The organism is Bowmanella denitrificans (genome assembly GCF_002887595.1).
In the GTDB taxonomy this organism is placed as follows: domain Bacteria; phylum Pseudomonadota; class Gammaproteobacteria; order Enterobacterales; family Alteromonadaceae; genus Bowmanella; species Bowmanella denitrificans.
Genome location: NZ_PEBU01000005.1, coordinates 41,325 through 66,324, shown reverse-complemented (window position 1 = coordinate 66,324; position 25,000 = coordinate 41,325). Strand labels below are relative to the sequence as shown.

20 protein-coding genes and 1 pseudogene are annotated in these 25,000 nt (G+C 51.6%); 8 read left to right on the top strand and 13 right to left on the bottom strand.

Going from position 1 to position 25,000, the window contains the following annotated elements:
* Nucleotides 1-53: 53 nt before the first annotated feature.
* A complete protein-coding gene (locus CSR04_RS10935) occupies nucleotides 54-1,088 on the bottom strand; it encodes an acyltransferase (protein WP_102796338.1) in 1,035 nt (344 codons plus the stop codon).
* Between the two features lie 591 nt (nucleotides 1,089-1,679).
* Between CSR04_RS10935 and CSR04_RS25500 the strand changes: the two are divergent.
* Nucleotides 1,680-1,817 (top strand): annotated as a pseudogene (locus tag CSR04_RS25500) (DapH/DapD/GlmU-related protein); the annotation flags it as partial.
* Nucleotides 1,818-1,824: 7 nt separating this feature from the next.
* Here the strand turns inward: CSR04_RS25500 and CSR04_RS10925 are convergent.
* From CSR04_RS10925 to CSR04_RS10880, 10 genes are all read right to left on the bottom strand, one after another.
* Complete coding sequence (locus CSR04_RS10925; protein WP_172449320.1) at nucleotides 1,825-2,733, bottom strand: LysR family transcriptional regulator; 909 nt, start codon at nucleotides 2,731-2,733, stop codon at nucleotides 1,825-1,827.
* 180 nt (nucleotides 2,734-2,913) lie between these two features.
* Complete coding sequence (locus CSR04_RS10920; protein WP_102796335.1) at nucleotides 2,914-3,756, bottom strand: glutamate cyclase domain-containing protein; 843 nt, start codon at nucleotides 3,754-3,756, stop codon at nucleotides 2,914-2,916.
* Nucleotides 3,749-4,693, bottom strand: coding sequence for a 5-oxoprolinase subunit C family protein (locus CSR04_RS10915; RefSeq protein ID WP_102796334.1), 945 nt, complete (start codon nucleotides 4,691-4,693; stop codon nucleotides 3,749-3,751). Before CSR04_RS10915 ends, CSR04_RS10920 begins: the two co-directional genes overlap by 8 nt.
* Complete coding sequence (gene pxpB, locus CSR04_RS10910; RefSeq protein WP_102796333.1) at nucleotides 4,693-5,406, bottom strand: 5-oxoprolinase subunit PxpB; 714 nt, start codon at nucleotides 5,404-5,406, stop codon at nucleotides 4,693-4,695. Before pxpB ends, CSR04_RS10915 begins: the two co-directional genes overlap by 1 nt.
* Nucleotides 5,403-6,122, bottom strand: a complete 720-nt coding sequence (locus CSR04_RS10905; RefSeq protein WP_102796332.1) for a 5-oxoprolinase subunit PxpA — start codon at nucleotides 6,120-6,122, stop codon at nucleotides 5,403-5,405. The genes pxpB and CSR04_RS10905 overlap by 4 nt, the downstream gene beginning before the upstream one ends.
* A gap of 8 nt (nucleotides 6,123-6,130) precedes the next feature.
* Nucleotides 6,131-6,931 carry a putative hydro-lyase gene (locus tag CSR04_RS10900; protein WP_102796331.1) on the bottom strand — a complete coding sequence of 267 codons (801 nt, stop codon included), beginning with the start codon at nucleotides 6,929-6,931 and terminating at the stop codon, nucleotides 6,131-6,133.
* 588 nt (nucleotides 6,932-7,519) lie between these two features.
* Nucleotides 7,520-7,786 (bottom strand): DUF6980 family protein, encoded by a 267-nt coding sequence (locus CSR04_RS25495; RefSeq protein WP_425427688.1) that lies wholly within the window; start codon nucleotides 7,784-7,786, stop codon nucleotides 7,520-7,522.
* A gap of 20 nt (nucleotides 7,787-7,806) precedes the next feature.
* The gene (locus CSR04_RS10890) at nucleotides 7,807-8,238 is read right to left on the bottom strand and encodes a hypothetical protein (RefSeq protein ID WP_102796329.1); all 432 of its coding nucleotides are present in this window, start codon (nucleotides 8,236-8,238) and stop codon (nucleotides 7,807-7,809) included.
* A 27-nt stretch (nucleotides 8,239-8,265) separates the two neighbouring features.
* Nucleotides 8,266-9,459: an acyltransferase family protein gene (locus CSR04_RS10885; RefSeq protein ID WP_102796328.1), complete on the bottom strand. Its 1,194-nt coding sequence runs from the start codon at nucleotides 9,457-9,459 to the stop codon at nucleotides 8,266-8,268.
* A gap of 62 nt (nucleotides 9,460-9,521) precedes the next feature.
* Nucleotides 9,522-11,414 carry a glycoside hydrolase family 3 protein gene (locus tag CSR04_RS10880; protein WP_425427687.1) on the bottom strand — a complete coding sequence of 631 codons (1,893 nt, stop codon included), beginning with the start codon at nucleotides 11,412-11,414 and terminating at the stop codon, nucleotides 9,522-9,524.
* 244 nt (nucleotides 11,415-11,658) lie between these two features.
* Between CSR04_RS10880 and CSR04_RS10875 the strand changes: the two genes are divergently transcribed.
* The 4 genes from CSR04_RS10875 to CSR04_RS10860 are packed head-to-tail and all read left to right on the top strand — an operon-like array spanning nucleotide 11,659 to nucleotide 16,249.
* Nucleotides 11,659-13,224 carry a sodium:solute symporter gene (locus CSR04_RS10875; RefSeq protein WP_102796327.1) on the top strand — a complete coding sequence of 522 codons (1,566 nt, stop codon included), beginning with the start codon at nucleotides 11,659-11,661 and terminating at the stop codon, nucleotides 13,222-13,224.
* Complete coding sequence (locus CSR04_RS10870) at nucleotides 13,224-14,120, top strand: glucosamine kinase nucleotide-binding domain-containing protein (RefSeq protein ID WP_102796326.1); 897 nt, start codon at nucleotides 13,224-13,226, stop codon at nucleotides 14,118-14,120. The genes CSR04_RS10875 and CSR04_RS10870 overlap by 1 nt, the downstream gene beginning before the upstream one ends.
* Entirely contained in the window at nucleotides 14,121-15,074 is a 954-nt protein-coding gene (gene murQ / locus CSR04_RS10865; RefSeq protein WP_102796325.1) for an N-acetylmuramic acid 6-phosphate etherase, read from the top strand.
* A complete protein-coding gene (locus CSR04_RS10860; protein ID WP_102796324.1) occupies nucleotides 15,074-16,249 on the top strand; it encodes an exo-beta-N-acetylmuramidase NamZ family protein in 1,176 nt (391 codons plus the stop codon). Before murQ ends, CSR04_RS10860 begins: the two co-directional genes overlap by 1 nt.
* 5 nt (nucleotides 16,250-16,254) lie before the next feature.
* Here the strand turns inward: CSR04_RS10860 and CSR04_RS10855 are convergent, their stop codons facing one another.
* On the bottom strand, nucleotides 16,255-17,112 hold the full coding sequence (locus tag CSR04_RS10855) for a MurR/RpiR family transcriptional regulator (protein ID WP_102796323.1): 858 nt from the start codon (nucleotides 17,110-17,112) through the stop codon (nucleotides 16,255-16,257).
* 48 nt (nucleotides 17,113-17,160) lie between these two features.
* Here CSR04_RS10855 and CSR04_RS10850 point away from each other — a divergent pair, with 48 nt between their 5' ends.
* Together CSR04_RS10850 and msrB are read left to right on the top strand one after the other, a co-directional pair.
* Nucleotides 17,161-20,040, top strand: a complete 2,880-nt coding sequence (locus tag CSR04_RS10850; RefSeq protein WP_245921551.1) for an FAD-binding and (Fe-S)-binding domain-containing protein — start codon at nucleotides 17,161-17,163, stop codon at nucleotides 20,038-20,040.
* 41 nt (nucleotides 20,041-20,081) lie between these two features.
* The gene (msrB, locus tag CSR04_RS10845; RefSeq protein ID WP_102796322.1) at nucleotides 20,082-20,522 is read left to right on the top strand and encodes a peptide-methionine (R)-S-oxide reductase MsrB; all 441 of its coding nucleotides are present in this window, start codon (nucleotides 20,082-20,084) and stop codon (nucleotides 20,520-20,522) included.
* Between the two features lie 94 nt (nucleotides 20,523-20,616).
* Here msrB and CSR04_RS10840 read toward each other — a convergent pair whose 3' ends face one another.
* Entirely contained in the window at nucleotides 20,617-21,156 is a 540-nt protein-coding gene (locus CSR04_RS10840; RefSeq protein WP_102796321.1) for a PEP-CTERM sorting domain-containing protein, read from the bottom strand.
* Nucleotides 21,157-21,850: 694 nt separating this feature from the next.
* Here CSR04_RS10840 and CSR04_RS10835 point away from each other — a divergent pair.
* Nucleotides 21,851-25,000, top strand: coding sequence for a S8 family serine peptidase (locus CSR04_RS10835; protein ID WP_172449318.1), 3,150 nt, complete (start codon nucleotides 21,851-21,853; stop codon nucleotides 24,998-25,000).

The window sequence follows — 25,000 nt, the reverse complement described above, 5'->3', positions numbered from 1 at the left end:
CCCACAGACGCTGTCAGTTGTGGCTATGAAACTGCGTGTTGGGTGGGAAACGTTTAGCTGGAAAACGCGGGTTTAAACAGTTTGCTGCTGGCCGTGCGGTACACCATACAGGTCAGCACTGAACAGGCAAAGACCAGCGGTATCTGAACCAGCATTTTTGCACTGTTGCCAACGGGTAGTCCGGCCATCAACATCTGGCTGATATCCAGAAACAGTGGATGTACCAGGTAAATGCCAAAACAATAAGGCGCGATAAATCGGGTGAAAGGGGCCAGTTTCTGGTGTGGGCGTTTAAGTAGATACCAGGCACAAACACAGGCAGCCAGCACCGGCAGACTCAGGTACTGATAACTGTAGATAGGCTGTAGCTGCGAAAATTCACTTAGTTGAATATGACAAAGGCGGGCAATTATTACCACCATCAATAAAAATGCTGCCAATAAGGCTACCCGCCCCTGATTGCTGGGTTTGCCCCACATGGCAGCTCCGAGCATAAACAATGGAATATAACCTATAAACCACAGTGGCCAGGGCCAGTTGCCACCAAACCACTGAAAACCAAGGGTGTACAGCGTGGACGTCAGCACCGCGCTAGCCAGATAAAAACTGGGGGAGGGCGCATAACTGACCTTAAGCGCCAGCATCAGCCAACGGATTAATGGGGTGGCGGCATATAATCCAACCAGCATAAACAAATACCACAAGTGAAAATAAGGTGTGCCGCCCAGTAGATTTTCGCTTAGCTGATTCAGTGAAACCGGCTGCTGTTTTACCTCGCCTTTGAGCCAGGTCCAGCCAGTGTAGAAAAGCGACCATAGCAGCAGCGGCAGGGCAATACGTGCCACACGTTTCTGATAGAAACCGGCAATGGATGGCATTGGCGGTATAAGTAGTAGTGCCCCAGAGAGCATCACAAATAAGGGAATAGATACCCGGCTTGCAGAGTCGAGCAGATTGGCCAGCCACCAGGCGCTGCTATCCAGTGGCAGGCGACTGACGCCGTTGGCGCTGATATGCAGAACAATGACGCTCATGGTAGCGAAAACACGGATTTGGTCGGCGCTAAGGGAATACGGACTATTGTGCATGCGAAAGAGGTACTGATTCCAAAATGGTGACCGGCTTCATGCCAGGCGTGCTATTTTGCCAGCTAGCAATATACAAAGGGAAGTCGTAGAAGTAATTTTACGGTACATTGCCTAGTTCAATTTATTTACCACGCTTTTTCAGGGGAATCACCATTGGTCAAGCTCAGTTACGCCATTTACTTGCTGGGATTAAAGTGTTTAGCCGTATTGAGTGGACTTTGCATGCAATGGCGGCTGTTGCGCTGGGGAGTTAAAGGCGCTAAGCAGGCGCGTTTTTATGGGATGCTGTCTATTGTTAAGCATCCTTCGGCCAAGCTTTCAATTGGTCGTGCTGCGACTTTTCGTAGCCATAGATACAGCAACCGCGTCGGCTTAAAACAGCCTTGTATGTTGTCGGTATTTGCCGGAGCACAGCTGCAGATTGGCGAACACTGTGGTTTCAGCGGCACGGTAATCAGTTGTCACCAAGATATCCGATTGGGGGACAGGGTATTATGCGGTGCCAATGTGACTATCTGCGACTCGGACCATCACCCAGTGGATGCAATGAAGCGGGCGAATGGTGAAAAAGGCCTGAGCCGGCCGGTGACTATCGGCAATGATGTGTGGCTGGGCATGAACGTGGTGGTGCTTAAAGGTGTGACAATTGGCGACAATGCGGTGATTGCCGCCAATTCCGTCGTCACCCGGGACATTCCGCCCAATGTTGTGGCGGGCGGTTGTCCGGCAATCGTGCTTACTGAATCGAAACCGATGGTTCAGATTGACGATGTTGCAGGGTGAGCCGCTCCAGCAACCATTGCTGACACTTGCCCGCTTCCCCTTCTTTACGCCAGACTAAATCCAGTGACTGCGGGAAAGACAACGCCTGCTGATTGCAATTCAGCCTGACAATGCGGCCATTTTGCAATTCAGACGCCACCGATTGCAAAGGAATATCCGCCCAGCCCAATCCCATCTTCAGCATAGCCAGCAGATTGTCTGGTGAATTGCAGTACCAGGCATTGCCGGTGCGGTCTTCGCCTTGACGAGTGCCCGACTGATTATCGGTAATTCTTAACTGGCGGTGTTGCACTAAATCCGATTCAGTTGGATTGCTTAACTTGGTCAGCGGGTGGCTGATGCTGGCCACCTTGGCAAACTGTACCTGGCCAATACTGGTGAAACCATATTGTTCGGTATAACTGTGTTGGCGCAAACCAATGGCGATGTCGACTTTATGCTCTTCCAGCAATTGATACGCACCATGGTGCGTAGCATGCAGCAGCATTAAAGAGGTGCTGGGGAAGGCTCGTTCAAAATCGCGTATCAGGCTGTTGATGTTGTCTTCATGCACCAGCAGATTGTCGTAGGCAATACCAATGGCAGGCTCGACTTTGTCGGTAAGATGGCTGACCCGGTAACGCAGGTGATTATGACTTTTCAGCACCGCTTTCACGTCTTCCATTAAGGCTTGACCCTGGCGGGTTAGTCGCGGTTCACGGGTGCTGCGGTCAAATAGTGGCAGGCCGGTATCCGATTCCAGATTGCTGATCAGGCCACTGATCGACGACTGGGCTTTACCCAGCTTTCTTGCTGCAGCTGAAAAGCTGCCGGTTTCGACTGCGGCCAGAAAGGCTTCCAGTTGTTCCAACGAAAGTGCCATAAGTCCCCACTCCTTAGTTGACTTTACCTCATGCAGGCAAAGAATATTCATTCGTTATTCGTCGCGGAATGCGGAATATTTTATTGTGTCGATGTGAAAACTGGAAGGCTATTCGCGACAGTCTGAATAAAAAAGGCCGCGAATAACCTGCAATCCATTGCAATGGCAGCGGAGCGGCAGTCAGCCCTGGCACTGAATCTGGCGGATTTGTTGGATCAGTTCTACGCCAGCACTAAAACACAGGCTATCTTCGGTCAGGGTATTCTGGCGGGTTACACCGTCAACACTGCCCCGGCTGGACAGAAAGCTGAGTATTTGCTGTGGGTCAATGGATGCTAATAAATCCAAACCCCGCAAGGTTCCCAGCATAGCCAGAATGCCGTAGGCGGCCCAATTAGACACATCGGCAACGATTAACTCGTCGCAGTCAGTGACACTGGGGATGATATTCAACGGGTCCATGGCGTGTAACACTTTACCCATGCCAATTTCATTGCCGCCGTCGCCAATGGCAATGCTTGGGCAGGCCGCATCGGTGAGGAAGTAATCAAAACAGGCGCAACGCTCGCTGATGTCTTCTTTACGCATATTGTAGTAACGGCCATCAGCACTGAGTCCCGGCCGCTCTATGCAGAGCACCAGACTGGGGCGATAGCTGTCCAAGACCTGCCGGGTTTCCAGTCTGGCCTGGGCTAGGTCGTTGTCACGAATGCGAATACAACGAAAATCTGTATTCAGGGCACTGTACAACGGCTCACCACAGACCAACACAGGTTGATAAGACAACTCGGATAACGCGTTATACAAAGCAATCGCACCCACCGGGCCATCTGTCTCAAAGGTATGAGTAACCGGAAAACCGGTACCAATCAGAATAGTACCAGGGTGTTTGTCCAGCAGCATGGCGGCGCGCAGTAAATAGCCTGGTCGCAGTGCTGCCTGCAGATGTTGCATGCCACGGATGTTGCGGCTAACCAGCAGATCTTCAATGCGGCGGCTAAGGGGGAGCAATGCATCAACCATGGATACTGTCCAGCCTGGCCAGTAAATTTTGCTTGCGGCTTCTGCTCAGCAGCATCAGATTATGTGCTTGCTCCATACTGATAGGCTCGAAACTGATTTTGCCGCCGGGCCTGCACTGCGCTAATTTGGCGCAGTCCAGTGACAAAACCGAGCCGATTTTAGGGTAGCCGCCGATGGTTTGCCGGTCATTCAGCAGTACAATGGGTTGGCCATCTGCGGGTATCTGAACGGCGCCCAAAGCAATACCTTCAGACAACATGTTGGTGGTCTGGCTTGGCACTTTCTGTCCCTGCAATCGATAGCCCATACGATCGGCCTGATGGCTGACTTCATAGGTACTGGTAAAAAACAAGGCGCGACTGGCGGCGGAAAATTCCTGATATTGATAGGCCGGAATCAAACGCAATACCAGTTCCTGTTGATACTGTGGAATCGCTGTTTCGGGTAGCGCCTGTTTGCGTAGGGTAGCATGCATAGGCCCGACACAAAGTTGATCATCCACTTTGAGCTTGTTACCATCCAGCCCGCCGATACCTTCTCTTAGCACCGTGGTGGTGCTGCCAAAGCTGGGCGCAATGGCAAAGCCACCGGCAACCGCCAGATAGCTGCGCAGTCCGGTTTCTGGCACGTCCAGTTCAATCGTTTGTCCGGCCCTGACCTGCACGCTTTGCCACATGGGCTGTTGAACGTCATCAATGCGCCAATTTAAGGGCGCGCCACTCACGCAAACCCAGGTGGTCAGGTCGGTTTTCAGATGCAAACCGCCTAAGGTCATCTCCAGTGCGGTGCTATCACTTTGATTACCCACCAGATAATTGGCCAATTCAAACGCGAAAGGGTCCATCGGACCGCCTTGAGTGAGTCCCAGCTTAGCCTGACCAAAACGACCGGCATCGGTCAGTAACGTCATCAGACCCGCTTTCAGTACGGTGAACATCAGTTGCACTCTCCTGTCAGCAGAGCGATATCACCACCCAGGGCAATATACTCATGTTTATCCACCGCCCGAAAGCGCACCCTGTCTCCCACCTCAACTGGCATAAAAGGAGGTTGGGTTGGATTAAACATGGGGGTGGGGCAAAGGCCTATCAGATTCCATCCACCGGGAGAAGCTGCCGGATATACTGCTGTCTGACGATCCGCTATGGCGACTGCACCTTTGGGTACGCGTTTGCGCGGGGTGGCCAGGCGTGGTGCGGCAATGCGTTTGTCCACCTCGCCCAGGTAGGCAAAGCCGGGGGCAAAGCCAATGGCATACACCCGGTATTCGGCATCCTGGTGCAGCCTTATCACATCCTGTACCGACAACCCGGCCTGCTTAGCCAGCTTGGCTAGATCTGGTCCACTTTGCTCGCTGTAGTAAACCGGCAGCTCCACAGCTTTACCAGCCTGTTTAGTTGCTGATTCTGGCATGGCCAGCACGGCGTTCAATATGGCCATGGCCTGGAAATGATCCAACGCATAACAATCATACTGAATTAAAATGGAGTGATAGGACGGAGTCAGATCAATCAGATGCTCTGCAAAGCCGTTTTGCAACAGTGGTAACAGGGAAGCAATCCGCTGTGCTGTTTGGGGCCCTGTTTGCGCGCCCAGATACAGAATCAGACTATTTTCACTGGCTGCTTCGATGCGGGGATATTGACTCATTGTGGCAAGATGTCCCGGATCTGTCTGACCATCGCTACGGCATGGGCATTGTCACCATGCACGCAGAGTGTATCAGCGTGCAGGGCCAGTTTCTTACCGCTTTGGGTGATCACCACACCTTCTTCTACCAGTAGCTTCACTTGTTGCAGGGTTTGCTCGCCGTCCAGCACGGCGTCGGGGTGACTGCGCGGGGTGAGCTGGCCGTTATCCTGATAACGCCGGTCGGCAAAGGCTTCAAACAACAGTTCAACCTTCGCTGCCGCCTGAAATTTCTGCGCATCCTGAGTGGCCAGCAGCATCAGTTTCAGTGGTTGTGAAAAGGTGGCCATGGCTTCGTTAACGGCGTCAAATACCTCGGTCTTTGCCATCATATCGTTATACAAAGCGCCATGCGGCTTGACATAGCTGAGGCGCATACCCTGTACCTCGGCCATGGCGGCCAGTGCACCTACCTGATAATGCAGTAGATTGATTATTTCCTGACGATGCAATGACATAGAGCGGCGACCGAAGCCTTGCAGATCGCGATAGGCTGGATGCGCACCGATCTGTACGCCATGTTTTTTAGCCTGTAGCAAGGTGCGCTGCATCACGTCTGGATCGCCAGCGTGGAATCCGCAGGCAATATTAGCCTGGTCGATATAGGGCATGACCTCATCGTCCAGGCCCATTTTCCAGTTACCGAAACTTTCGCCTAAATCACAATTGAGCAGCATAAACTGGCCTACAGAATAGACAGCCGGCTGTTGAGCAGGTCAGTGACCAGCATGCAACCGGGGCTGTGAGTAATACAAAAAGGGGGCTTAGCATGTTGTATGGCCAATTGTGGTGTCACACCACAAGCCCAGAATACCGGCAATTCGTCTGCACTAAGACTAACTGCATCGCCAAAATCCGGCTGATGAATATCAGTTATGCCAATCTGACTGGGATCGCCAAGATGCACCGGCGCCCCGTGTACGGAGGGGAAACGACTGCAAATCTGGATGGCTCGAATAGCATCTGCGGCTTTCATCGGGCGCATGCTGACCACCATATTGCCGCCAAAACGGCCGGCTCGTTGGCAGGCAATGTTAGTGCGATACATCGGCACATTGACCTTTTCTGAGATATTACGTACTTCCAGTCCGTCTGCCAGCAGGGCTTCTTCAAAGGAAAAAGAGCAGCCCAGCATAAAAGTCACCAGATCGTCGCGCCACACTGAGATTAAGTCATGCACCCGCTGTGTATGTTGACCATGCTCAAAGATTTCATAAGCCGGTACGTCGGTGCGAATATCCACATCTGTGCCCACCTGGGGCAGTAAATACGCACCGGGTTGATCCGCCATGGCGATTATCGGGCAGGGTTTAGGATTTAACTGACAAAAGCGCAAAAACTCATCGGCATAGTCAGCGGGCAATATCGCCAGGTTACATTGCACATAACCCGGAGCCAGTCCAGACGTATTCCCCCGGTGTCCGCCGTTTCGAATTAATTGCCGCAACTGCAATGGGTTCAGTTTCGTATTGTGCTCTGTGGTCAAGATAACTCCTGGCAAAGACGTCTAAACGTATTGTGGACTAACGGCGGCAATATAACGTAATTCTGCGGTATTACTGCCAACAGACTATTGCATGTTTTTGCTCAGCATATAGCCATGGGCTATGTGATTTAGGATATCTAGGTTGTGAGGTTATGTGAAATTTAAAACATCTGTCTGACACGTAAGGCTTTTTGCCAAGCCTGTGACGAACTGCCCGGGTTCAGTCACAAAGAATTAATTTGGAATAAAATATTTCATAAACTTGCAATATTTTTATGATTAATTATTCTTTCACTTGTTGTTGTTTGTTGAATTGTGTGAACTGGCGGCAGGATGTCGCTAGATTCTGCAAAACTTGCCCTCTCGGGGCGGAATGGACGAATACTCGGACTTCCGCCCTTTTTTTGTTTAACGCCTTTCTGCGGTTATTGCATATAAGCGAAGGAAACGGGCTGTTATCGGTGCATTCAGAAAGGCTGCATAGCGCAAATCAATAAAGACCATAGACTTATGCCTGAATCGATGGGCTGTTTCTAAACACAAGGCCGGACATAACCGGCCTTGTATAGCTGCGTTAATCCAGTGGGATCAGAGATTTTTGTCTTTCCACCATCTATCGCTGCGAAGGGCTTCGGGCAGGTCATCGCCAGGCTCCAATCCCAGTTTTTCCAGCTCTTCAAACCATTGCTCAGCTAATTGTTCAGGCAATGGCGTGGCGCAAAACGGGCAGTACTTAATTGATTGAACCGCCTGCATACCTTTCAAGTCAAAATAATAGTCCCGAAATACCTCGTTATAGTTTAACGGCGACCTTGAATCATCCAAGTTATACTTTAGTAACTGACAACATTCCATCTAATGTAAGCTCTCAATTTTTAGTGAAGATACTGAATTTGGATATGGCGGTTGCTGGACCATTGCTGCTCTGCTTTGTATTCTTTGCCATTGAGTCTGTGATGAATTTTTACCTGATGATTGTTTAGCCAGGATAGCGTCGGTGCGACCTCATCAGGATGGCCCTTTAGGATTAGAATATTGCCGCTGTCATTGGCTAAGTTGTCTTCACTTTTAATTAAGGAAAGGTGGGTGGAAAAGCCTGTACTAGCACCGCAGCTTCGCTCAAAAACCACCACTTTATGACGACCATCTGGTGATATTGTCTGACTAAAAAGGTGATTGCCACACATACCCTGGCCGAGCAGCCAGAAGAAGCCCAGCAGCAGGCCAACCAATAGCACCGAAATGACAGTGACACTCAGAAAAAATAACTTCAATGCTCTGGGCAGGCTGATACCATTCGCTTCCATATTGTTCCTTGTCGAAACTGGTCACGACTACACCTTCCAGAACCAGCCCTTTTTGTACATCCAATGCATCATTGCATAGGAAACCGCCAGAAAGGTCAGGGCAAAGGCCAGTGAGCCGTTGTAATTGCCAAATAGCGGCTGGAACAGTGTGGTGTACAACCAGCCCTTGAGACTGGCTTCCCCCACACTGAACATCAGCAGCAGTCTGGCCACGATGGCAGCGAACATATAAAAGGCAATGGCATTTGCGCCGAATACCACAAAAGGTGCGGTCCAGGCTTTAATTCCTTTGTGGTCGATAAGCCAAAGACACAGGCCAAGCACCAGGCAGGCATAACCGCTGGACAGCAGCACAAAACTTGGTGTCCATAAGGCTTTGTTGATGGGCAGAATACTGTGCCAGGCTTCACTAACAATTACGGCGGTAAGACCGACCAAAAGCAAAACAGTGATACGGCGAAGCAATGGCAGCTGGTTATTCATCAGAAACTGACCGGCCAGTACCCCGCTCAGACAACCCGCAATGGCCGGCAAAGTGCTCAGGATACCTTCAGGGTCCATTACAAACGGTGTGGCTTTTTTGTCATACACATGAGCGGCCCCCAACACCATATGATCGACCCAGGAGGCCAGGTTATTGCCGTATGCATACAACCCCTGATACTGATGGCCCTGGCCGTCGCTGTAGGGCACCCAGGCCAGCATGGCCCAGTATCCCAGCGCCAGCAACAAGGCCCAGATAATACGCCCGGTGGTGCGCCAGTACAGCACGATCAGCACGGTAAAAAAATACACCAGACCAAGCCGTTGCAGTACGCCGGGAATGCGCATGGACAACAGTTTGTCGTCTATCCAGCTAAAGGAAGGATCCCGGAAGTTGTAGAAAAACAGTGCCAGAAACCAGCCCAATAATACCAGCTTCAGCATTCTGGCCATGGCGTGGCGAATGATCGGCAAGCGAGCTTGACCAGCATCCAGTTGCCGGTCAATGGCAATTTTTATCGACAAGCCGACGATAAATACAAAGAACGGAAAGATCAGATCCGTGGGTGTCCAGCCATGCCACTTGGCATGTAACAAGGGAGCGTACACATGGCTCCAACTGCCTGGATTGTTTACCAGGATCATGGCCACTATGGTTAAACCGCGAAACGCGTCAATGGCAAGCAGTCGGTTAGCTGGCAGCCCGTTTAGGATGTTGTTTGCGTAGCGGCTTAGCATATTGGCTTTCCCTTGTTACTGTTATGTGTTGGGCTGACCTTTATTCTGTTAGCAGGTCGGGATTAATCCCGACCCACTGTGACAGGCAAGTGGCCTTTGGCCTGGATTTTTCCGGCCAGGAAACGCGCCAGCGACTCAAAAGCCGGGCCATATACCTGCGGATTATCCTCTGTACCTGGCAGTATGTGGCTGTTGTATGCGTAGGTTGCCAGAACCAGATCGGCATCCTGTGCCAGCCATTCAACTTCATAGGGCGCACGCAAACTAACAAAAGTCACGGCCTTACCCGCTTGTTTAGCTTGTTGAATCAATTGCGGAATCAGCGCTTGCTGGCTTTGATGGTCCAGTGCATCGGCCCTGACCAGGCTCATGTCTTCCATACCGCCGCGTTCCACCGCACTTTGTGCCGGGGTGATGCTGGCCACCAGTAACATATCGGCCTTGCTCATGGCCTGTTGGTTTATCTCTGTGTCAAAGCCCTGCAGGCTGGCACAACTGCTGATAAGGTCTGGCAGGTTGCGGCTAAGTGCCTGCTGCATTGCCAGGCATTTACCTCTGTCGGGCATCACTAAGTGCACGGACCGAATTGTCTGGCCCAAGGGGAGCAAGTTATTGTTACCACGCACTTTTGTTAAAGAAGCGTCGGACAAGGCTTGCTCAAGCTGCTTATGGGCCGGGGCACCGACAATGGACTCGGCATTGGCAATAGCGGTACTTTCATCCCGGTTGTCGGCTTGTACGTACTTGGCTTTACTGGCTCTGATACGTTCGGCAGAAAGATGAATTTCATCGGCCGACAATTCACCGGATTTCACTGCTGCCAGCAAATCATCAATCAGCTTAGGCAGTTGTTTGATTTCTTCCGGGGTATGCAGGCGAATGGGCATCAACACCATATCGGTACCGGCCTTAAAGGTTTCGATCACTGCCTGGGTGGGTTCAAAGAAATGGGAGATACCGGCCATATCCATGGCATCGGTAACAATCAGGCCTTTAAAGCCAAGCTCGTTGCGCAGTAAGTCTGTGAGTATGGTGCGTGACAGAGTGGCCGGGCGTAGGATCATCTCACCGGTTTTGCTTGCCAACTTCGAGTCATCCAGCGCCGGGTATTGAATGTGGGCGGTCATAATGGTTTCTACCAGACCCTGTTCGATGGCACGGCGAAATGGCAGCAAATCTACATGGTCGATGGTTTCCCTGTCGTGTTCTACCAAAGGCAGACCGGTATGACTGTCAACTGCGGTGTCGCCATGACCAGGGAAGTGTTTCAGGGTGCCAATGACTCCCTGTTCTTGCATGGCCTGCATTTGGGCAATACCCAGCTCGGCGACCATCTCGGCGTCTTCGCCGAATGAACGGACATTAATCACCGGGTTGTTCGGGTTAACGTTAACATCCACGGTAGGGGCATGATTAACATTGAAACCCAGGGTTTTAAGCTCTTTGCCTAATACCGTGCCAGTGGCTCTGGCGTATTCAACACCCTGTTCAAGGTAGGTTGCCCCTATAGCCATGTTGCCGGAAAAAGCCGTGCCCAAATGACGCGGCACCCTGGCTACGCGGCCACCTTCCTGGTCAAGGCTGATAAACAGCGGCTGGCCGCTCTGGGACTGGCTGGCCGCGTGTTGCATAGCGCGGTTAAGCCTGACCATCTGCGGGATATCCACTAGGTTATCGGCAAACAGAATCACCCCGCCAATGCCGGTATCGCGAATAAGCGCGGCCAGGTCGTCTGGCAGTGCGGTCATGGGGGTACGGCATTTGCCGGATTCGGTGTTATCCCCGCAGTAGTAGCGCAGATCGATCATGATTTTTTGCGCTAAGTCATCGCGCAGTTGCGTATCACTGAGTTTGCCGTCAGGCTGTGAAGCGGGTGAACAGGATGTCATGGTAATAATAGTTGCCAAAATACTGATGAGTTTGCCGCGTTTCAGGCGACGTCCAATTGGATTCATAACTTCTCCTGTAGGAACATTATCACTTAGTGCGCCGAATGGATAAGTAATGTGGCAAATTGCCTATTCATTGGGCGCTCTGAGTTCGGTGCCGACAGCAGACTGTACGGCAACAGCAGATAAAAGGTAAATTTTACTGGCATTTGGAATTAATTATTCATTAGAATGGAATCATATCAGTATAAAAAATTTCATCAATGGGAAATGCCATCATCGGCAACCAGTGTGAATAAGCGAGGTACCAATGCATAGCCAATTTGCCTGGCAGGACTGGCTGGTGTTTACCGCCTATTTTGTCGTGATGGCCGTTACCGGCTGGTACTACAGCAGGCAAAAAGCCACCACTACCGCAGATTATTTTCTTGGCGGCAATAAAATGCCCATCTGGATGGTAGCGATTTCTGTGCTGGCCACCTCACAGTCTGCCGCTACCTTTCTGGGCGGACCAGACCAGGGCTATCGCAATGATTTCAGCTATCTGGCCACCAATATCGGTGCCTTTGTTGCTGCGTTTGGGGTGGCGGTTTTTTTAATTCCACGCTTCTATGCCATGCGTGTCACCACGGTATATGAGCTGCTTGAGCAGCGCTTTGGTGCGTCGGCCAAACGTCAGGCCGGTATTATGTACCTGTTTGGCAGAGTGTTTGCCAGCGGGGCCAGATTGTATATGGCCGCCATTGCGGTGGCTATGATCCTGTTTGGTGATATTCAGGCCACCAGTGTTATCAGTGCGGTGTTGATTCTGACCATAGTCGGACTGGCTTACTCTTTTGTGGGGGGCTTGAAGTCAGTGATTGTCAGTGACGTGATTCAGTGCGCCGTGTATGTGGGAGCCGCACTGTTTGTGATTTATTTTCTGGCGGTGAGCATTCCGGCCGACTGGCCGACGATTCTGGATGCGCTGGCGAATCCTGCAGATCGTGAAATGTCCAAGCTAACTCTGTTTGACTGGCGGCTGGATTTCAGCCCCGGCGGGGTATTTACGGTGTGGTCAGCTATTACCGGATTTGTGCTGCTGAATATTGCCGCTTTCGGTCTGGACCAGGACATGACCCAACGGATGCTAAGCTGTAAAGATGCCAAACAAGGTGCCAAAGCCCTAATCTGGTCGGTCGTGATGGTGATCCCGGTGATGGCGCTGTTTATTATTATTGGTCTGTTGCTGTATGTGTTTTACCAACGCCCCGATCTAATGCTGAGCGAGGCTGGTCAGCCCATAGTGCAAAGTTTTGAAGGTGAGCAAATCACCATCTTTATGTATTACGTGTTGAATGAAATTCCCGTGGGAGTAAGAGGCCTGGTTACGGTCGGTGTGATTGCGGCGGCGTTATCCACCCTCAATTCTGGTCTTAATGCGATGTCGTCTGTGCTGGTTCAGGACTTATACCGCCCCATGATGGAAAAACGCGGTAATAGAGAAGAAGCCCATTACGTCTGGGCGGGGCAAATGGGTATGGTGGTCGCTGCCGTGGCGTTATCCGCGATGGCGATTCTTTGTTACTACTGGCAGCAGTATTCCGATATGCCGCTACTGGCCTTTGCTTTGTCGGTGATGGTGTTTTCCTACAGTGGTTTGCTGGGGGTGTATTTTACCACCTTGTTCACCCAAGGCGGCAGCTCTGCGTCGGTACTGGCGGCGCTTATCACCGGCTTTGTGGTCACACTGGCCATGCAGCCCTATATCCAGAGTTTGCTGCTGCCCGAGGACTGGCAATTTAACCTGGGCTTCACCTGGCAGCTGTGTATCGGCACCACGATCGCTTTTGTGGTGTGCTGGTCGGGTAGAAACAACAAGGTGCTGGCAAGCTGATGAAGCAGGTTCAATACATTCTGGGCGTGGATGGCGGCGGCAGTAAGACCCTGGCCAGACTCGAACATTTGCCCAGCGGACAACAATGGGAAGCCAGGGGCGATGCCTCGTCCTTGTCTCTGGGCGTAGAATCGGCCGTTGCGCAGATTTTGCAGTTAGCCAGGCAACTGGCTGGCCAGGCTGGTTGTGACATGCAGCAAATGTGGGCTCTGGCCGGACTGGCAGGGGCCGGTAACCGACATTTGCGTTATCAGGCGCTGGAACTACTGGAACGGGCGTTTGGCAAAGCCGACATTGTGAGTGACGCCAAAACCTCTGCCTATGGTGCTAACCTTGGGCAGCCTGCGGCAGTGGTGGCACTGGGGACAGGCTCGGTAGCCATGGTGCTGGATAACACAGGCCGGGAAACCATGGTGGGGGGATGGGGCTTGCTGGTCGGCGATGAAGGCAGTGGTGCCCGGCTCGGCGTTAATGCCGTCAGTCAGTTGCTGTGGGAACTGGATCTGCAGCAAAGCCCAAGTCAACTTGGCTTGTATTTAATGTCTGTGCTGGGCACACAAAGAGCAGAGATTCTTACCTGGCTGGCCGCGGCTAATCCCACCCGTTTTGCCGCCTTAGTACCTCAAATACTGGCCCTTAAGGATTGCTGCCCGCTGGCTGGCAGATTATATGCAGGCCACCTGCAGGAAGTACGTAAGCTGATAATGGCGTGCAGACAGTATGGCCCCGATATCCCCCTGATTGTCATTGGTGGTTTGGCTCAGCCGACCCTGACTGACCTTGCAAATGAAACTGAATTGAATTTGATGGCCGCTCGCGGTAGCGCTTTGGATGGCGCCTGCCTGTTAGCGCGCCAGTTGGCAAAAGATTTTCTGAACGATGAGGAAGCCAAATAAATGGCATCGAACCAAGACAAGCTGAAAAGCGAATCCGTATTGCTGAAGCAACTGGACCAGATGGTGTCTGAAGGACGCAATCCGCACACCTATGATATCGACCTGCTGAGCACCCAGCAGATTCTGGACAGAATCAATCTGGAAGATCAAAAAGTTGCATTGGCGGTCAGGCAAGCCATTCCGCTAATTGCTCAGGCGGTGGACAAAATTGTTGCTGCATTCGCCAGGGGCGGGCGTCTGGTGTATATCGGTGCCGGTACCAGTGGCCGTCTTGGGGTATTGGATGCAGTAGAATGTCCACCTACCTTTAGTGTGACCGATCAGCAGGTTATCGGCATTATTGCTGGTGGCGCAGGTGCTATGTATAAAGCGGTGGAAGGGGCGGAAGATGATCCTGAACTGGCCATCACTGACTTGAAAAAGATCAACCTCAGCGCCGACGATGTATTGGTTGGTATCGCCGCCAGCGGCCGCACACCTTATGTGATATCTGCACTGCAGTATGCTAAATCGCTGGGCACGCCCGCCGTCAGCGTGACCTGTAATCCTGACTCCCCCGTGACACTGGAAGCCGATATCGGTATCTGCGCCGTGGTCGGCCCTGAGGCCCTGACCGGCTCCACCCGCATGAAATCCGGCTCGGCGCAAAAAATGGTGCTGAATATGCTGACCACCGCGGCCATGATCCGTAGCGGCAAGAGTTACGAAAATCTGATGGTGGACGTGAATGCCAGCAACCAGAAACTGTATGCCCGGGCTATCCGTATTGTGATGCAGGCTACCGACTGTGACCATCAAACCGCCCGCGATGCATTGGCCAAAACCGGTTTTAAAGCCAAGCTGGCCATTTTGCACGTACTCACCGGATTGGATATGCAGGCCGGCCAAGCGCTGCTTGAACAGCAACAGGGGTTCTTGCGTAAAGCCGTAGAACAGGCCCGGGAGGCGCAATAATGTGGCGTCTGTTGCTTGGCTTAGTGATGGCGCTGAACCTACTGGCCTGCTCCACGCATTTGCCAACCGCTGATGAAATCAGGGTAGGCGCTGAACGTGAAGCTTTGTATCTGCCACAACTGGCAGGAAAGCGGGTTGGCCTGGTGGTTAACCAAACCTCCATTGCCGGTCAGCAGCATTTGGTGGATTTTCTGCTGGCCAGAGGGGTGAAAGTACAACGCATTTTTGCCCCCGAGCACGGCTTTCGCGGTGACCATGATGCCGGTGCCAAGGTGGATTCAACGGAGGATGCAAAAACCGGTATAGAGCTGTATTCCATTTACGGTAAAACCCGTAAACCCGAGCCAGAAGCCATGGCCGATCTGGACATTATTCTGTTTGATATTCAGGATGTGGGAGTACGCTACTACACCTATATCAGTTCCATGCATTATATGATGGAAGCGGCCGCCGAGGCGGGTATTGCTTTTATGGTGCTGGACAGACCTAACCCCAATGGTGACTATGTGGACGGCCCGGTATTGGAGCCGGCTTTTCGCTCTTTTGTGGGTATGCATGAGATCCCCCTGGTGCATGGTATGACCGTGGGAGAGCTGGCAAAGATGATTGTCGGGGAAGGCTGGCTGGAAACCGATAAACCCCTCAATCTGAGCGTGATCCCGGTGCAAAACTATCGTCATGACATGCCTTATCACTTGCCGGTGAAACCCAGTCCTAACCTGCCCAATCATGTGGCTATCCGACATTATCCGTCACTTGGTTTTTTCGAGCCGACGCCGGTGAGTATCGGCCGGGGTACCGACTTTCCTTTCCAGGTAATAGGGCACGATCAGCATTTTGTTGAGGATGCCAAGCCTTTTAGCTTTCAGCCCCGTTCCATTCCTGGTGCGTCGACGCACCCCAAATTTGAAGGGGTAACCGTCAAGGGACAGGACTTGCGCGGTGTAGAGGCCAAAGGGCTGGAGCTGGGCTATCTGGTGGTCTGGCATCAGCAGTTTGCCAGCGCCGGTGAAGCGTTTTTCACCAACCCAGGATTTATGGACAAGCTGGCGGGAACCGACAAACTGCGTCTGGCACTGGCGGACGGTAAAACCGAAGCAGAGATCAGAGCTAGCTGGCAGGCCGATTTGCAGGCCTTTAAGCGCAAGCGTCAGGGGTATTTGCTGTACCCCTGAGCAGGTTATTTGGACTTAGAGCGAAACTCGCGGATTGCCTGGTTAGACGCTTCCAGTAACTTGCGGCCCTTAGATGAGGCTTGTGTCAGCAGAATAAACAAGGTGTCGATAACAAACTCCTGCGCGGTGCGGGCCAGAATGGATGACAAGCGCGCGGAGTTTTCGTCGGACACTGTGTAGAGTTTAACGTCTGCCAGCTTGGCAATGCTGTTATTGCCATAGCCGGTCAGGCTGATGATCATCACCCCATTGGTTTTGGCCAGTTCGGTGACGGCCACTTCTTCACGGGTTTCGCCGGATTCGCTGATCACAAACAGCAGATCCTTGCTGGTATAGTTGGCTACGTTGGCCATTTGTACATGGTTGTCGCTCTCGGCCATGGCCGACATACCAAGTTTTTGCAGCTTAAAAGAAAAATCCCGGCCAACCAGCGCCGAACCGCCAACCCCGCAGATCAGGATGCGATTGGCTTTTTGCAACATGGCTTCTGCCTGCTCATAGGTGGGGAGCTCGTTAACGCCTTTGGTGTTGGTTAGCACGGCGATTTTGCTGGAAAGTAGTTTTTCCGTTACGGCGACGAAGGAGTCGTCCAGGGAAATTTGTCCGTGTAACCTGGGCTTTTCCTGCTGCTGTGCCGTACGCAGACTGTCGTTAATGGCAAATTTAAAATCCGGATAACCGCGGTAACCCAGTTTCTGGGTGAACTTCACCACGCTGGACTGGCTGACCCCGGCTTGCTGGGCCAGTTTTTGCGAAGACAGGTCGCGGATGGTTTCAGGCTGGGACAGAATATAGTCCGCCAGCGCTAATTCGCTGGTGGACAGGTTGTCGCGCATGGCTTTAATTTTTATAAATGTTGACATGTAGCGGCCATCAAAGGTGACGAAAATAAGCTATTCAGCACATAGTAAATGAATAAGAATAATTTTCACAACTGGGAGAATAAACAATTGGCTCAGGCAGGTGTAATGCAACCGTCAGATTTTCAGGGCTTTGTGCAGCAGGTCGGGGCGTTTTTGCCGCCAGACAGCATTTATGCGGATTTGCCCAGACGCTTAGCTTATGCCGGTGATGCCAGTTTTTACCGCCTGATACCCAAATTGGTGGTGCGTCTGGACAGTGTTGAGCAGATGCAAAAGCTGATTGAATGTGCCGACCGTCATCTTGTGCCCCTGACATTTCGCGCTGCCGGTACCAGTTTATCCGGCCAGGCGGTAACTGACTCGGTTCTGGTGCTTTTGTCTGACCAGTGGCGTAATGCCAGGGTGCTGGATAACGGCCAGCGAATCTGGTTGCAACCCGGCGTGATTGGCGCCAGCGCCAATCAATTGCTGAAGCCCTTTGCGCGTAAAATTGGCCCGGACCCGGCCTCTATCGACAGTTGCAAGATTGGTGGTATTGCCGCCAACAATGCCTCGGGCATGTGCTGTGGTGTCAAGCACAACAGCTATCATACGGTGGCGGATATTCATCTGTTACTGGCGGACGGCAGCCGGGTGGATACTGCTGATGCCGACAGTGTGGCATTGTTCAGTCAACAGCGCAGGGATTTACTCGATGGCTTGCAGCGCTTAGCCGGGCAGGTCAAGGCCAGTAGTGCCTTAAGTGAAAAAATACGCCATAAATACCGCCTGAAAAACACCACAGGATACGGCATCAATGCTCTGCTGGATTTTGATAAGCCGCTGGATATGCTCAAGCATCTGATGATTGGCTCCGAGGGTACCCTGGGCTTTATCGCGGATATTACCTACCACACTGTGCCGGATGAGCCGTATCGGGCCTCAGGTCTGTTTGTTTTCTCTGATATTCGTGATTGCTGTAACGCAGTGCAACAGCTGGCTCATGCCCCTGTGAGTGCAGTGGAATTGATGGACGCCAGAGCACTTAAAAGTGTGGCGGATAAACCCGCCATGCCCGCCAATATGCACAACCTGGATAACAATGCTGCGGCATTGTTGATTGAGGTTACCGGGCCGGACGCTGACGAGCTGCAAGCACATCTGCAGGCAGTAGAGCTGCTACTCGGTCATTTTTCGGCCCAGCTGCTTGCCCAGGTTCCTTTTAGTCAGGAGCCAGGGCGTAATCAGGCGCTTTGGGCAATTCGCAAAGGCACGTTTCCGGCGGTTGGTGCGGTGCGCCCGGCCGGTACTACCGTAATCATTGAGGATGTGGCCTTTCCTGTTGACAAACTGGCCGAGGGCGTGGAAAAACTGCAGGCCTTGTTTGCCCGTTTTGATTATCACGAGGCGATTATTTTCGGCCATGCCCTGGAAGGCAACCTGCACTTTGTGTTCACCCAGTCCTTTAACCAGCCCCAGGAAATCCAACGTTACGATGACTTTATGCAGGCGGTGGGTGAGTTGGTGGCAGTGGAATACGGCGGTTCTTTAAAAGCCGAGCATGGCACCGGCCGCAATATGGCACCTTTTGTTCGCCTGGAGTGGGGGGACGAAGCGTATCAATTGATGGTGAAGATTAAGCAACTGTTTGATCCCCTCGGCATACTCAACCCTGGTGTGATTATTAATGCGGATGCCAAGGCGCATGTGAAGGATCTTAAACCCATTCCGGCAGTGGACCCACAACTGGATAAATGTATTGAATGTGGCTTTTGTGAAGCGGTTTGCCCGTCTAGGGACCTTAGCCTGACACCGCGTCAGCGCATTGCGTTGCATCGGCTACGTGAGGATGAAGATAATGGTTTTTCAGACTCTGAGCTGGCACAGATCAATCAGGCATACCAATATCTTGGGGTGGACACCTGCGCAGCGACCGGACTTTGTGCCGAGCGCTGCCCGGTAGGCATTAACACTGGCGAATTTATCAAACAACTGCGCGGCCAGTCCGCGCAGGGCAGTTGGCTGGCCGGTATGGCGGCAAAACACTTTGCGGCTACCGGCCTGATAGCACGCTTCGCCCTGAATTCGGTTAAAGTCACCAGCAATCTGTTGGGAGACGGCACCACACAAACGCTGTTTAAAGGCCTGAATAAAGTGAGCCAGGGGGCCATACCGAATTGGTTTCCGGCCTGGCCGGGCGGAGCTAAAAAAGTCGCGCTAGCGGATAATTTCGATGGGCAAAGCGTGGTGTATTTTCCAACCTGTGCCAACCGTATGTTTGATGCAGACGCTAAGGCCCTGGACCGCCGTCCACTGCCCCAAGTGATGGCCAGTGTACTCACTAAGGCCGGCTTTCGTTTGCTGGTGCCGGATAATGTAGACGAGCTGTGCTGCGGTATGCCCTGGGACAGTAAAGGGCTGAAACAACTGGCCGGGCAAAAACGCCAGCAAAGTAAAGAGGCCCTGTTGAAGCTGGCCCGGGAGCAGCAACTGCCTATTCTGGTGGATGCCTCTCCTTGTGCGCTGCAATTTAGTCAGGAAGGATTGCAGGTGCAGGAGACCGCGCAGTTTGTGTATCAGTATGTACTGCCAAAGTTAAAAGTATCAAAAATACCAGGCCCTGTGATGTTACATGTCACCTGTTCCAGTAAGCGATTGCAGGCCGAACAGCAATTGGTGGCGTTAGCCAGGGCCTGCGCCGAACAAGTGGTGATCCCCAACGATATTCAGTGCTGTGGCTTTGCCGGTGACAAGGGCTTTTACACCCCGGAATTAAATGCCAGTGCCCTGAAAAACCTGCAACAGCAAGTACCGCAAGGCTGTCATATGGGGGTCTCTAACAGTCGCAGTTGTGAAATAGGTCTCAGCCAGCATGCGGGCATTCCCTATCAGTCTATTCTTTATCTATTGGACCAAGTTAGTGAAACAATGCCTGAACATTGTGCTTGAGTGGGATACCATGAATCCATCTGATCGCTTGGAGAATCGTTATGTTGAACTGGGCCGATGTTATCAATTTTGCAAACCAGGGCAACCCAAAGCCACCGCGTAAAGTCGTAAAAACCGAGCAAGAGTGGCAGGAATGCCTGGACGAAGAGGTTTACCGGGTGACCCGTCAGCATGGTACCGAGCGCCCTTTCAGCTCCGAAATGTGCGCCAGATTTGAGCCGGGCTGTTATACCTGCGCCTGCTGCGACACCTTGCTGTTTGATGCCGAGCATAAGTTTGACAGCCACAGCGGCTGGCCGTCTTTTACCCAACCCGCCAATATCGATTCCATTGCTTATGTGATGGATGAGTCCCACGGTATGCGCCGTATTGAAACCTTATGTAATGTCTGTGATGCCCATTTGGGCCATGTGTTCCCTGACGGCCCCCCGCCGAGTGGTTTGCGTTATTGTATTAATGCGGTGGCACTGAAGAAGTTGTAGTGCTTAGCATGTAAAAAGCGGTACAAGATAAGGGGCTGTTCTGAATATCAACGGTGTTCAAGCACAACCCCAGTGTCATCTGGCCTGGGTAAGGTTAAGCGCGCTGGCGGCGACGTAAGGCAAGTCCAGCTAACATCAGACTGAAGATAGCCAGCGAGCCTGGTTCTGATACCACATTGGCAGTACCTATTGACAGGTTGTCAATAAAATCAACAAACTGATTATTTTCATCGTAAATGGTGAGTTCTGCATAGCCGCCCAACAAATCAAACACACCCTGTACGGCAAATAAGGCGCCACCTACCATAAAGTTGGCGTCAAAATCGAAAAAGTCCAGGCCAGCGTACAGATTGGTGCTGTCAGCCGAACCAATAAAGAAGAAATCACTGAAGCCGGGTGCCGCCTGTGCCTGTGCGCCCATATAAGTCAGGCTCAGCAGGTCAGCCAGTTGCAAGTCATAAAAACCATTTGCTAGTAAATCGGCGCCATTAGTATCGACAGAGATTTGCACGAGATTTGAACCATCGGTAGCAGTACCAAACCCTTGGGTAATGATGGCTGCGTTTGCACTCAAGATACCGGATACAAGCAGGCTTATGGCGATACCGAAGTTTCTGAGTAGGGACTTTTTCATCTATTAGCTCTCATTGTTGTTGGTGAAAGGGTTAATAGCCAATTTGGCTACTAAAAGTCGGCTTAGAAGCAATGGCAAAAATCAGGCCAGTAAGAAAAAGCACAAAATTATCAATAGATTGCTTAGTAATTCTGGCGAGATGCTGAGACTCTTTGTGGGTTTGTAAATAAAACTGACGGGAGGTATTTCTCTTGGAACGATACAATCATCAATGCGAGTTATGTTCGATTCCTTGCACTTATTTTGTTGTGGAACGGTCCAATGGCTTCATAAATTGAATCTGTTGGTGGTTTTTTGTACTTGTTGTTTTGGGCTAAAGGGAAAAAAAGTTTGCATACATTTTCATTGTTACCTCATTGACGGATTTGTTTACAGTTTGATTACAAATAAAAACAAAATGAAACCTTTGTTAACTAATTGTTGGTTAAAGGGAAAAGTATAGATGGTGAGGAATGTGGTGCTTGATATCAGCATTTCTCGCAGATAGTCGGCTGCCGTTGTCGTAAAAAACTTTACAGTCTGCTGGTTTGGATTGTTTGTTGTTGTGTAACGTTTTGAATGTTAAGTTATTTTTTTAAGGGGTATGAAGCTTGCTGTATCGGATTTCCTGGCCATCAAAGGGAAGTAGTCCTTCAGGAACTGAAGCTGAGCCAGGCATAAAAATAAACAGCAAGCATCCAGAATGGAGAAACTGATGATCTTCAAAAAGTCACTGTTATGTACCCTAATTTCTTTGTCTATGTCCGGTGTTGCGATAAATGGCTTCGCCACCGAGTCCCAGGTTTCTGATGAGCATTTTCCTCAGGAGCAAGCCCAGTTCAACGGTAATCAACCCTTACCCGCCACCAGTGGTGTATATATTGTTCAGCTAAAAGGCCAAAGTGGTATCGAAAAAGCTATCGCTGCACAGGAGTTGATTCCCAGCAATCAGTTAGCTGGACAGGTGGGTAATCAGTATAACCCCCGCACGCCGTTACTGGCTGATTATACCGCCAGGCTGGCAAGCAGACAGCAGGCCGTAGCCCAACAAGTGAGTATTAATGTTGGTGAAATAGCGATACTGCACAGCTTCACCCATACCTTTAACGGTTTTTCCGCCAAGCTGAGCAAAGCACAGGTTGATGCACTGTTGCGCCACCCGGACGTATTGTCCATAGAAGAAGATGTGGCGGATCAGCCAACCACCATTAATTCTCCGGCCTTTTTGGGCCTGAGCGGCGCCAATGGCCAGCATAGTTTGGGTATCAAAGGTGAAGACGTCATTATTGGTATTGTGGATAGTGGAATCTGGCCGGAGCACCCCAGTTTTGCTGATGACGGCAGCTATCAGCCTCTTGCAACGGAGCGCTGGCAAGGCAGTTGTGATTTTGCAAACGATCCAATTGGCTTTACCTGTAACAACAAACTAATTGGTGCGCGTTACTTTAACCAGTCCTATAACGCCAGCTCGGGTGGGCATGTACTGACGGAACTTGGTGAGTTTTTGTCTCCACGTGATGCGGATGGTCATGGTACGCATGTGGCCTCTACTGCCGGTGGCAATGAGGTGAGTGTGGACTTTGCTGGTGAGAATCTGGGAATGGCGTCAGGCATTGCGCCAAGGGCCAGAGTTGCCATGTACAAAGTATGCTGGAATTCTGATTTTGATAATGGCGACTTCAGTGGAGGCTGTTATCGGGGTGACAGTATGGCTGCCATTGACGCAGCGGTCGCCGATGGGGTGGATGTAATTAACTATTCTATCAGCGGTAGCACCACATCACTGACGCCTTCGCCCACCCTGGCGAAACTCAGAGCCTCGGCTGCCGGAGTATTTGTGTCGGTGTCTGCTGGCAATAGTGGCCCGACAGCCAGCACTGTGGGTTCACCCGCACCCTGGCTGACCAGTGTGGGGATGTCCAGCGTGGACGGGGATGGGTTTCAGATTGGTAACTTTGTTGATGTAAATAGTGGTGCTTTGGCTGGTACACGCTATAACGGCATTTGGGCCAGCGCAGCTCCTGCGCCAGTTGGTGGCGGACTAACCGGCACCATCACTGCCAGTGATCCTGTGCAAGGCTGCGATACATTTGCCAATGCGGCCGATATGGTGGGTAAGATTGCGGTTATTTCCCGCGGTGGCTGCACCTTCCAGATTAAAATGAATAATGCCAAGGCCGCTGGTGCCGTTGGGATGCTGGTTTACGCCCTGGAAGGTCAAACGCCTATCAGTATGGGATTGGATGCAGATGGTGAAGGTATTCCGGCCGTGATGGTAAGGCGTGAGGATGGCCTGGCTTTGGTGGATCAGGCCACCTTTGAGGCGACAGAGATCACTTTGTCTGACGAGCAATACGCAGTTGCTACTGGTCCAACAATTGGCAGCATTCTGGATGAAGGCTCGTCACGCGGTCCGAATGGATCCACATTTGGTATGTTAAAACCTGATGTTGCAGCCCCAGGGGTGAATATTCTGGCAGGCAACACCATGGCACCTATGTTTGGTCCGCAAAATCAATTATTTACCTACAAGACTGGTACGTCGATGGCGGCTCCGCACGTGGCCGGTCTGGCTGCATTGTTTAAACAACAGCACCCCAGCTGGTCACCGGCTGCCATTAAATCAGCGCTGATGACCACCGCCAGACAGGATGTGATTGATGAGCAGGACGGTGAACTGGCAGATGTGTTTGGCATTGGTGCTGGTCATGTAGTGCCGGTGTTGGCACAGGACCCTGGCTTAGTATACAACGCAGGATTCAATGATTATCTGGCGTTTTTGTGTGGATTGGGTGAGCGCAGTACTGTTGCCAGCCAAAGCGAAACCAACTGTAATGAATTGGTGGCGGCTGGTTTTAATACCGATGCCTCGCAGCTCAATCACGCATCTATTTCTGTGGGCGAGTTAAAGGAACAGCAGACCATCTATCGTACCGTGACTAATGTCAATAATGTTGCATCGGTCTATTTTGCTGAGATTGATATGCCAGATGGAGTCGATGTACAGCTGACTACTTTTGATGCACAAGGCAATCCCACTGAAGACGGAGCGTTGGCGGTAGATGCCGCAGGTACGGCTAATTACGCTTTGACCTTCAGACAGACGGCAGCCAGCCAGTTTGGTGAGTGGGTGGATGGCAGCATTACCTGGCGTGATAGCCAGGGGCATGCGGTTCGTAGTCCACTGGTTGTTAAGGCCGAGCCCAGGGATAAATTTAGTCTGCCGACCTTTATGAGCCTGGAAATGAACCGTGGCAGAGCGTCCTTCCCGGTTAAGGCTAATTACTCAGGCGCTGCGGGCGTCGATTTGATTGGCATGGTGACACCTTTCCACTTTACCACCACGGTAAGACAGGATGCAGATGGCATATTTACTTTCAATGAGTCATCCCTGGCCAGAGTGAATGTCACTGTGCCTGAGGGAACCAGGGCGTTCAGAACCAGTATCAGGGCAGAAGATTTGAGCACTGGGCTGAATGTTGATTTGGATATGATCGTGCATCGCTGTACCAGTTTCTCCTGTTCACTCATCCAAACCAGCTCCAATCCTGGTCCCAATGAGCAGGTGGTACTGATTGACCCGCTGCCACGGGCCAGCTTTAGCGATGGTGACTATTACAAGGTCTCCATTCTGGGTGTCGATTTGCAGGGGCTAGGGGAAATTGAGCTAACCTACTCATTCTGGAATGTCAGGGATACAGACAATGCTCAGGTACGCATGAGTCCAAGAGTAATTGATGGCCGTTTTAATAACGCTACCATCACTGGCAGTTTGGAAACCGGTATCAGGCATACCGGCCTGGTAGAGATGTTGGATGAGCAAGGCAATGTCAGTACGGTCTCTGTGGTTGAGGTTAAGCCGTAA

Bases quoted from the DNA above. Each gene is read 5' to 3' on its own strand.
- CSR04_RS10935 (WP_102796338.1), bottom strand. From the start codon at position 1,088: ATGCACAATAGTCCGTATTCCCTTAGCGCCGACCAAATCCGTGTTTTC.
- CSR04_RS10925 (WP_172449320.1), bottom strand. From the start codon at position 2,733: ATGGCACTTTCGTTGGAACAACTGGAAGCCTTTCTGGCCGCAGTCGAA.
- CSR04_RS10920 (WP_102796335.1), bottom strand. From the start codon at position 3,756: ATGGTTGATGCATTGCTCCCCCTTAGCCGCCGCATTGAAGATCTGCTG.
- CSR04_RS10915 (WP_102796334.1), bottom strand. From the start codon at position 4,693: ATGTTCACCGTACTGAAAGCGGGTCTGATGACGTTACTGACCGATGCC.
- pxpB (WP_102796333.1), bottom strand. From the start codon at position 5,406: ATGAGTCAATATCCCCGCATCGAAGCAGCCAGTGAAAATAGTCTGATT.
- CSR04_RS10905 (WP_102796332.1), bottom strand. From the start codon at position 6,122: ATGCTGCTCAATTGTGATTTAGGCGAAAGTTTCGGTAACTGGAAAATG.
- CSR04_RS25495 (WP_425427688.1), bottom strand. From the start codon at position 7,786: ATGGAATGTTGTCAGTTACTAAAGTATAACTTGGATGATTCAAGGTCG.
- CSR04_RS10890 (WP_102796329.1), bottom strand. From the start codon at position 8,238: ATGGAAGCGAATGGTATCAGCCTGCCCAGAGCATTGAAGTTATTTTTT.
- CSR04_RS10885 (WP_102796328.1), bottom strand. From the start codon at position 9,459: ATGCTAAGCCGCTACGCAAACAACATCCTAAACGGGCTGCCAGCTAAC.
- CSR04_RS10880 (WP_425427687.1), bottom strand. From the start codon at position 11,414: ATGAATCCAATTGGACGTCGCCTGAAACGCGGCAAACTCATCAGTATT.
- CSR04_RS10875 (WP_102796327.1), top strand. From the start codon at position 11,659: ATGCATAGCCAATTTGCCTGGCAGGACTGGCTGGTGTTTACCGCCTAT.
- CSR04_RS10870 (WP_102796326.1), top strand. From the start codon at position 13,224: ATGAAGCAGGTTCAATACATTCTGGGCGTGGATGGCGGCGGCAGTAAG.
- murQ (WP_102796325.1), top strand. From the start codon at position 14,121: ATGGCATCGAACCAAGACAAGCTGAAAAGCGAATCCGTATTGCTGAAG.
- CSR04_RS10860 (WP_102796324.1), top strand. From the start codon at position 15,074: ATGTGGCGTCTGTTGCTTGGCTTAGTGATGGCGCTGAACCTACTGGCC.
- CSR04_RS10855 (WP_102796323.1), bottom strand. From the start codon at position 17,112: ATGTCAACATTTATAAAAATTAAAGCCATGCGCGACAACCTGTCCACC.
- CSR04_RS10850 (WP_245921551.1), top strand. From the start codon at position 17,161: ATGAATAAGAATAATTTTCACAACTGGGAGAATAAACAATTGGCTCAG.
- msrB (WP_102796322.1), top strand. From the start codon at position 20,082: ATGTTGAACTGGGCCGATGTTATCAATTTTGCAAACCAGGGCAACCCA.
- CSR04_RS10840 (WP_102796321.1), bottom strand. From the start codon at position 21,156: ATGAAAAAGTCCCTACTCAGAAACTTCGGTATCGCCATAAGCCTGCTT.
- CSR04_RS10835 (WP_172449318.1), top strand. From the start codon at position 21,851: ATGATCTTCAAAAAGTCACTGTTATGTACCCTAATTTCTTTGTCTATG.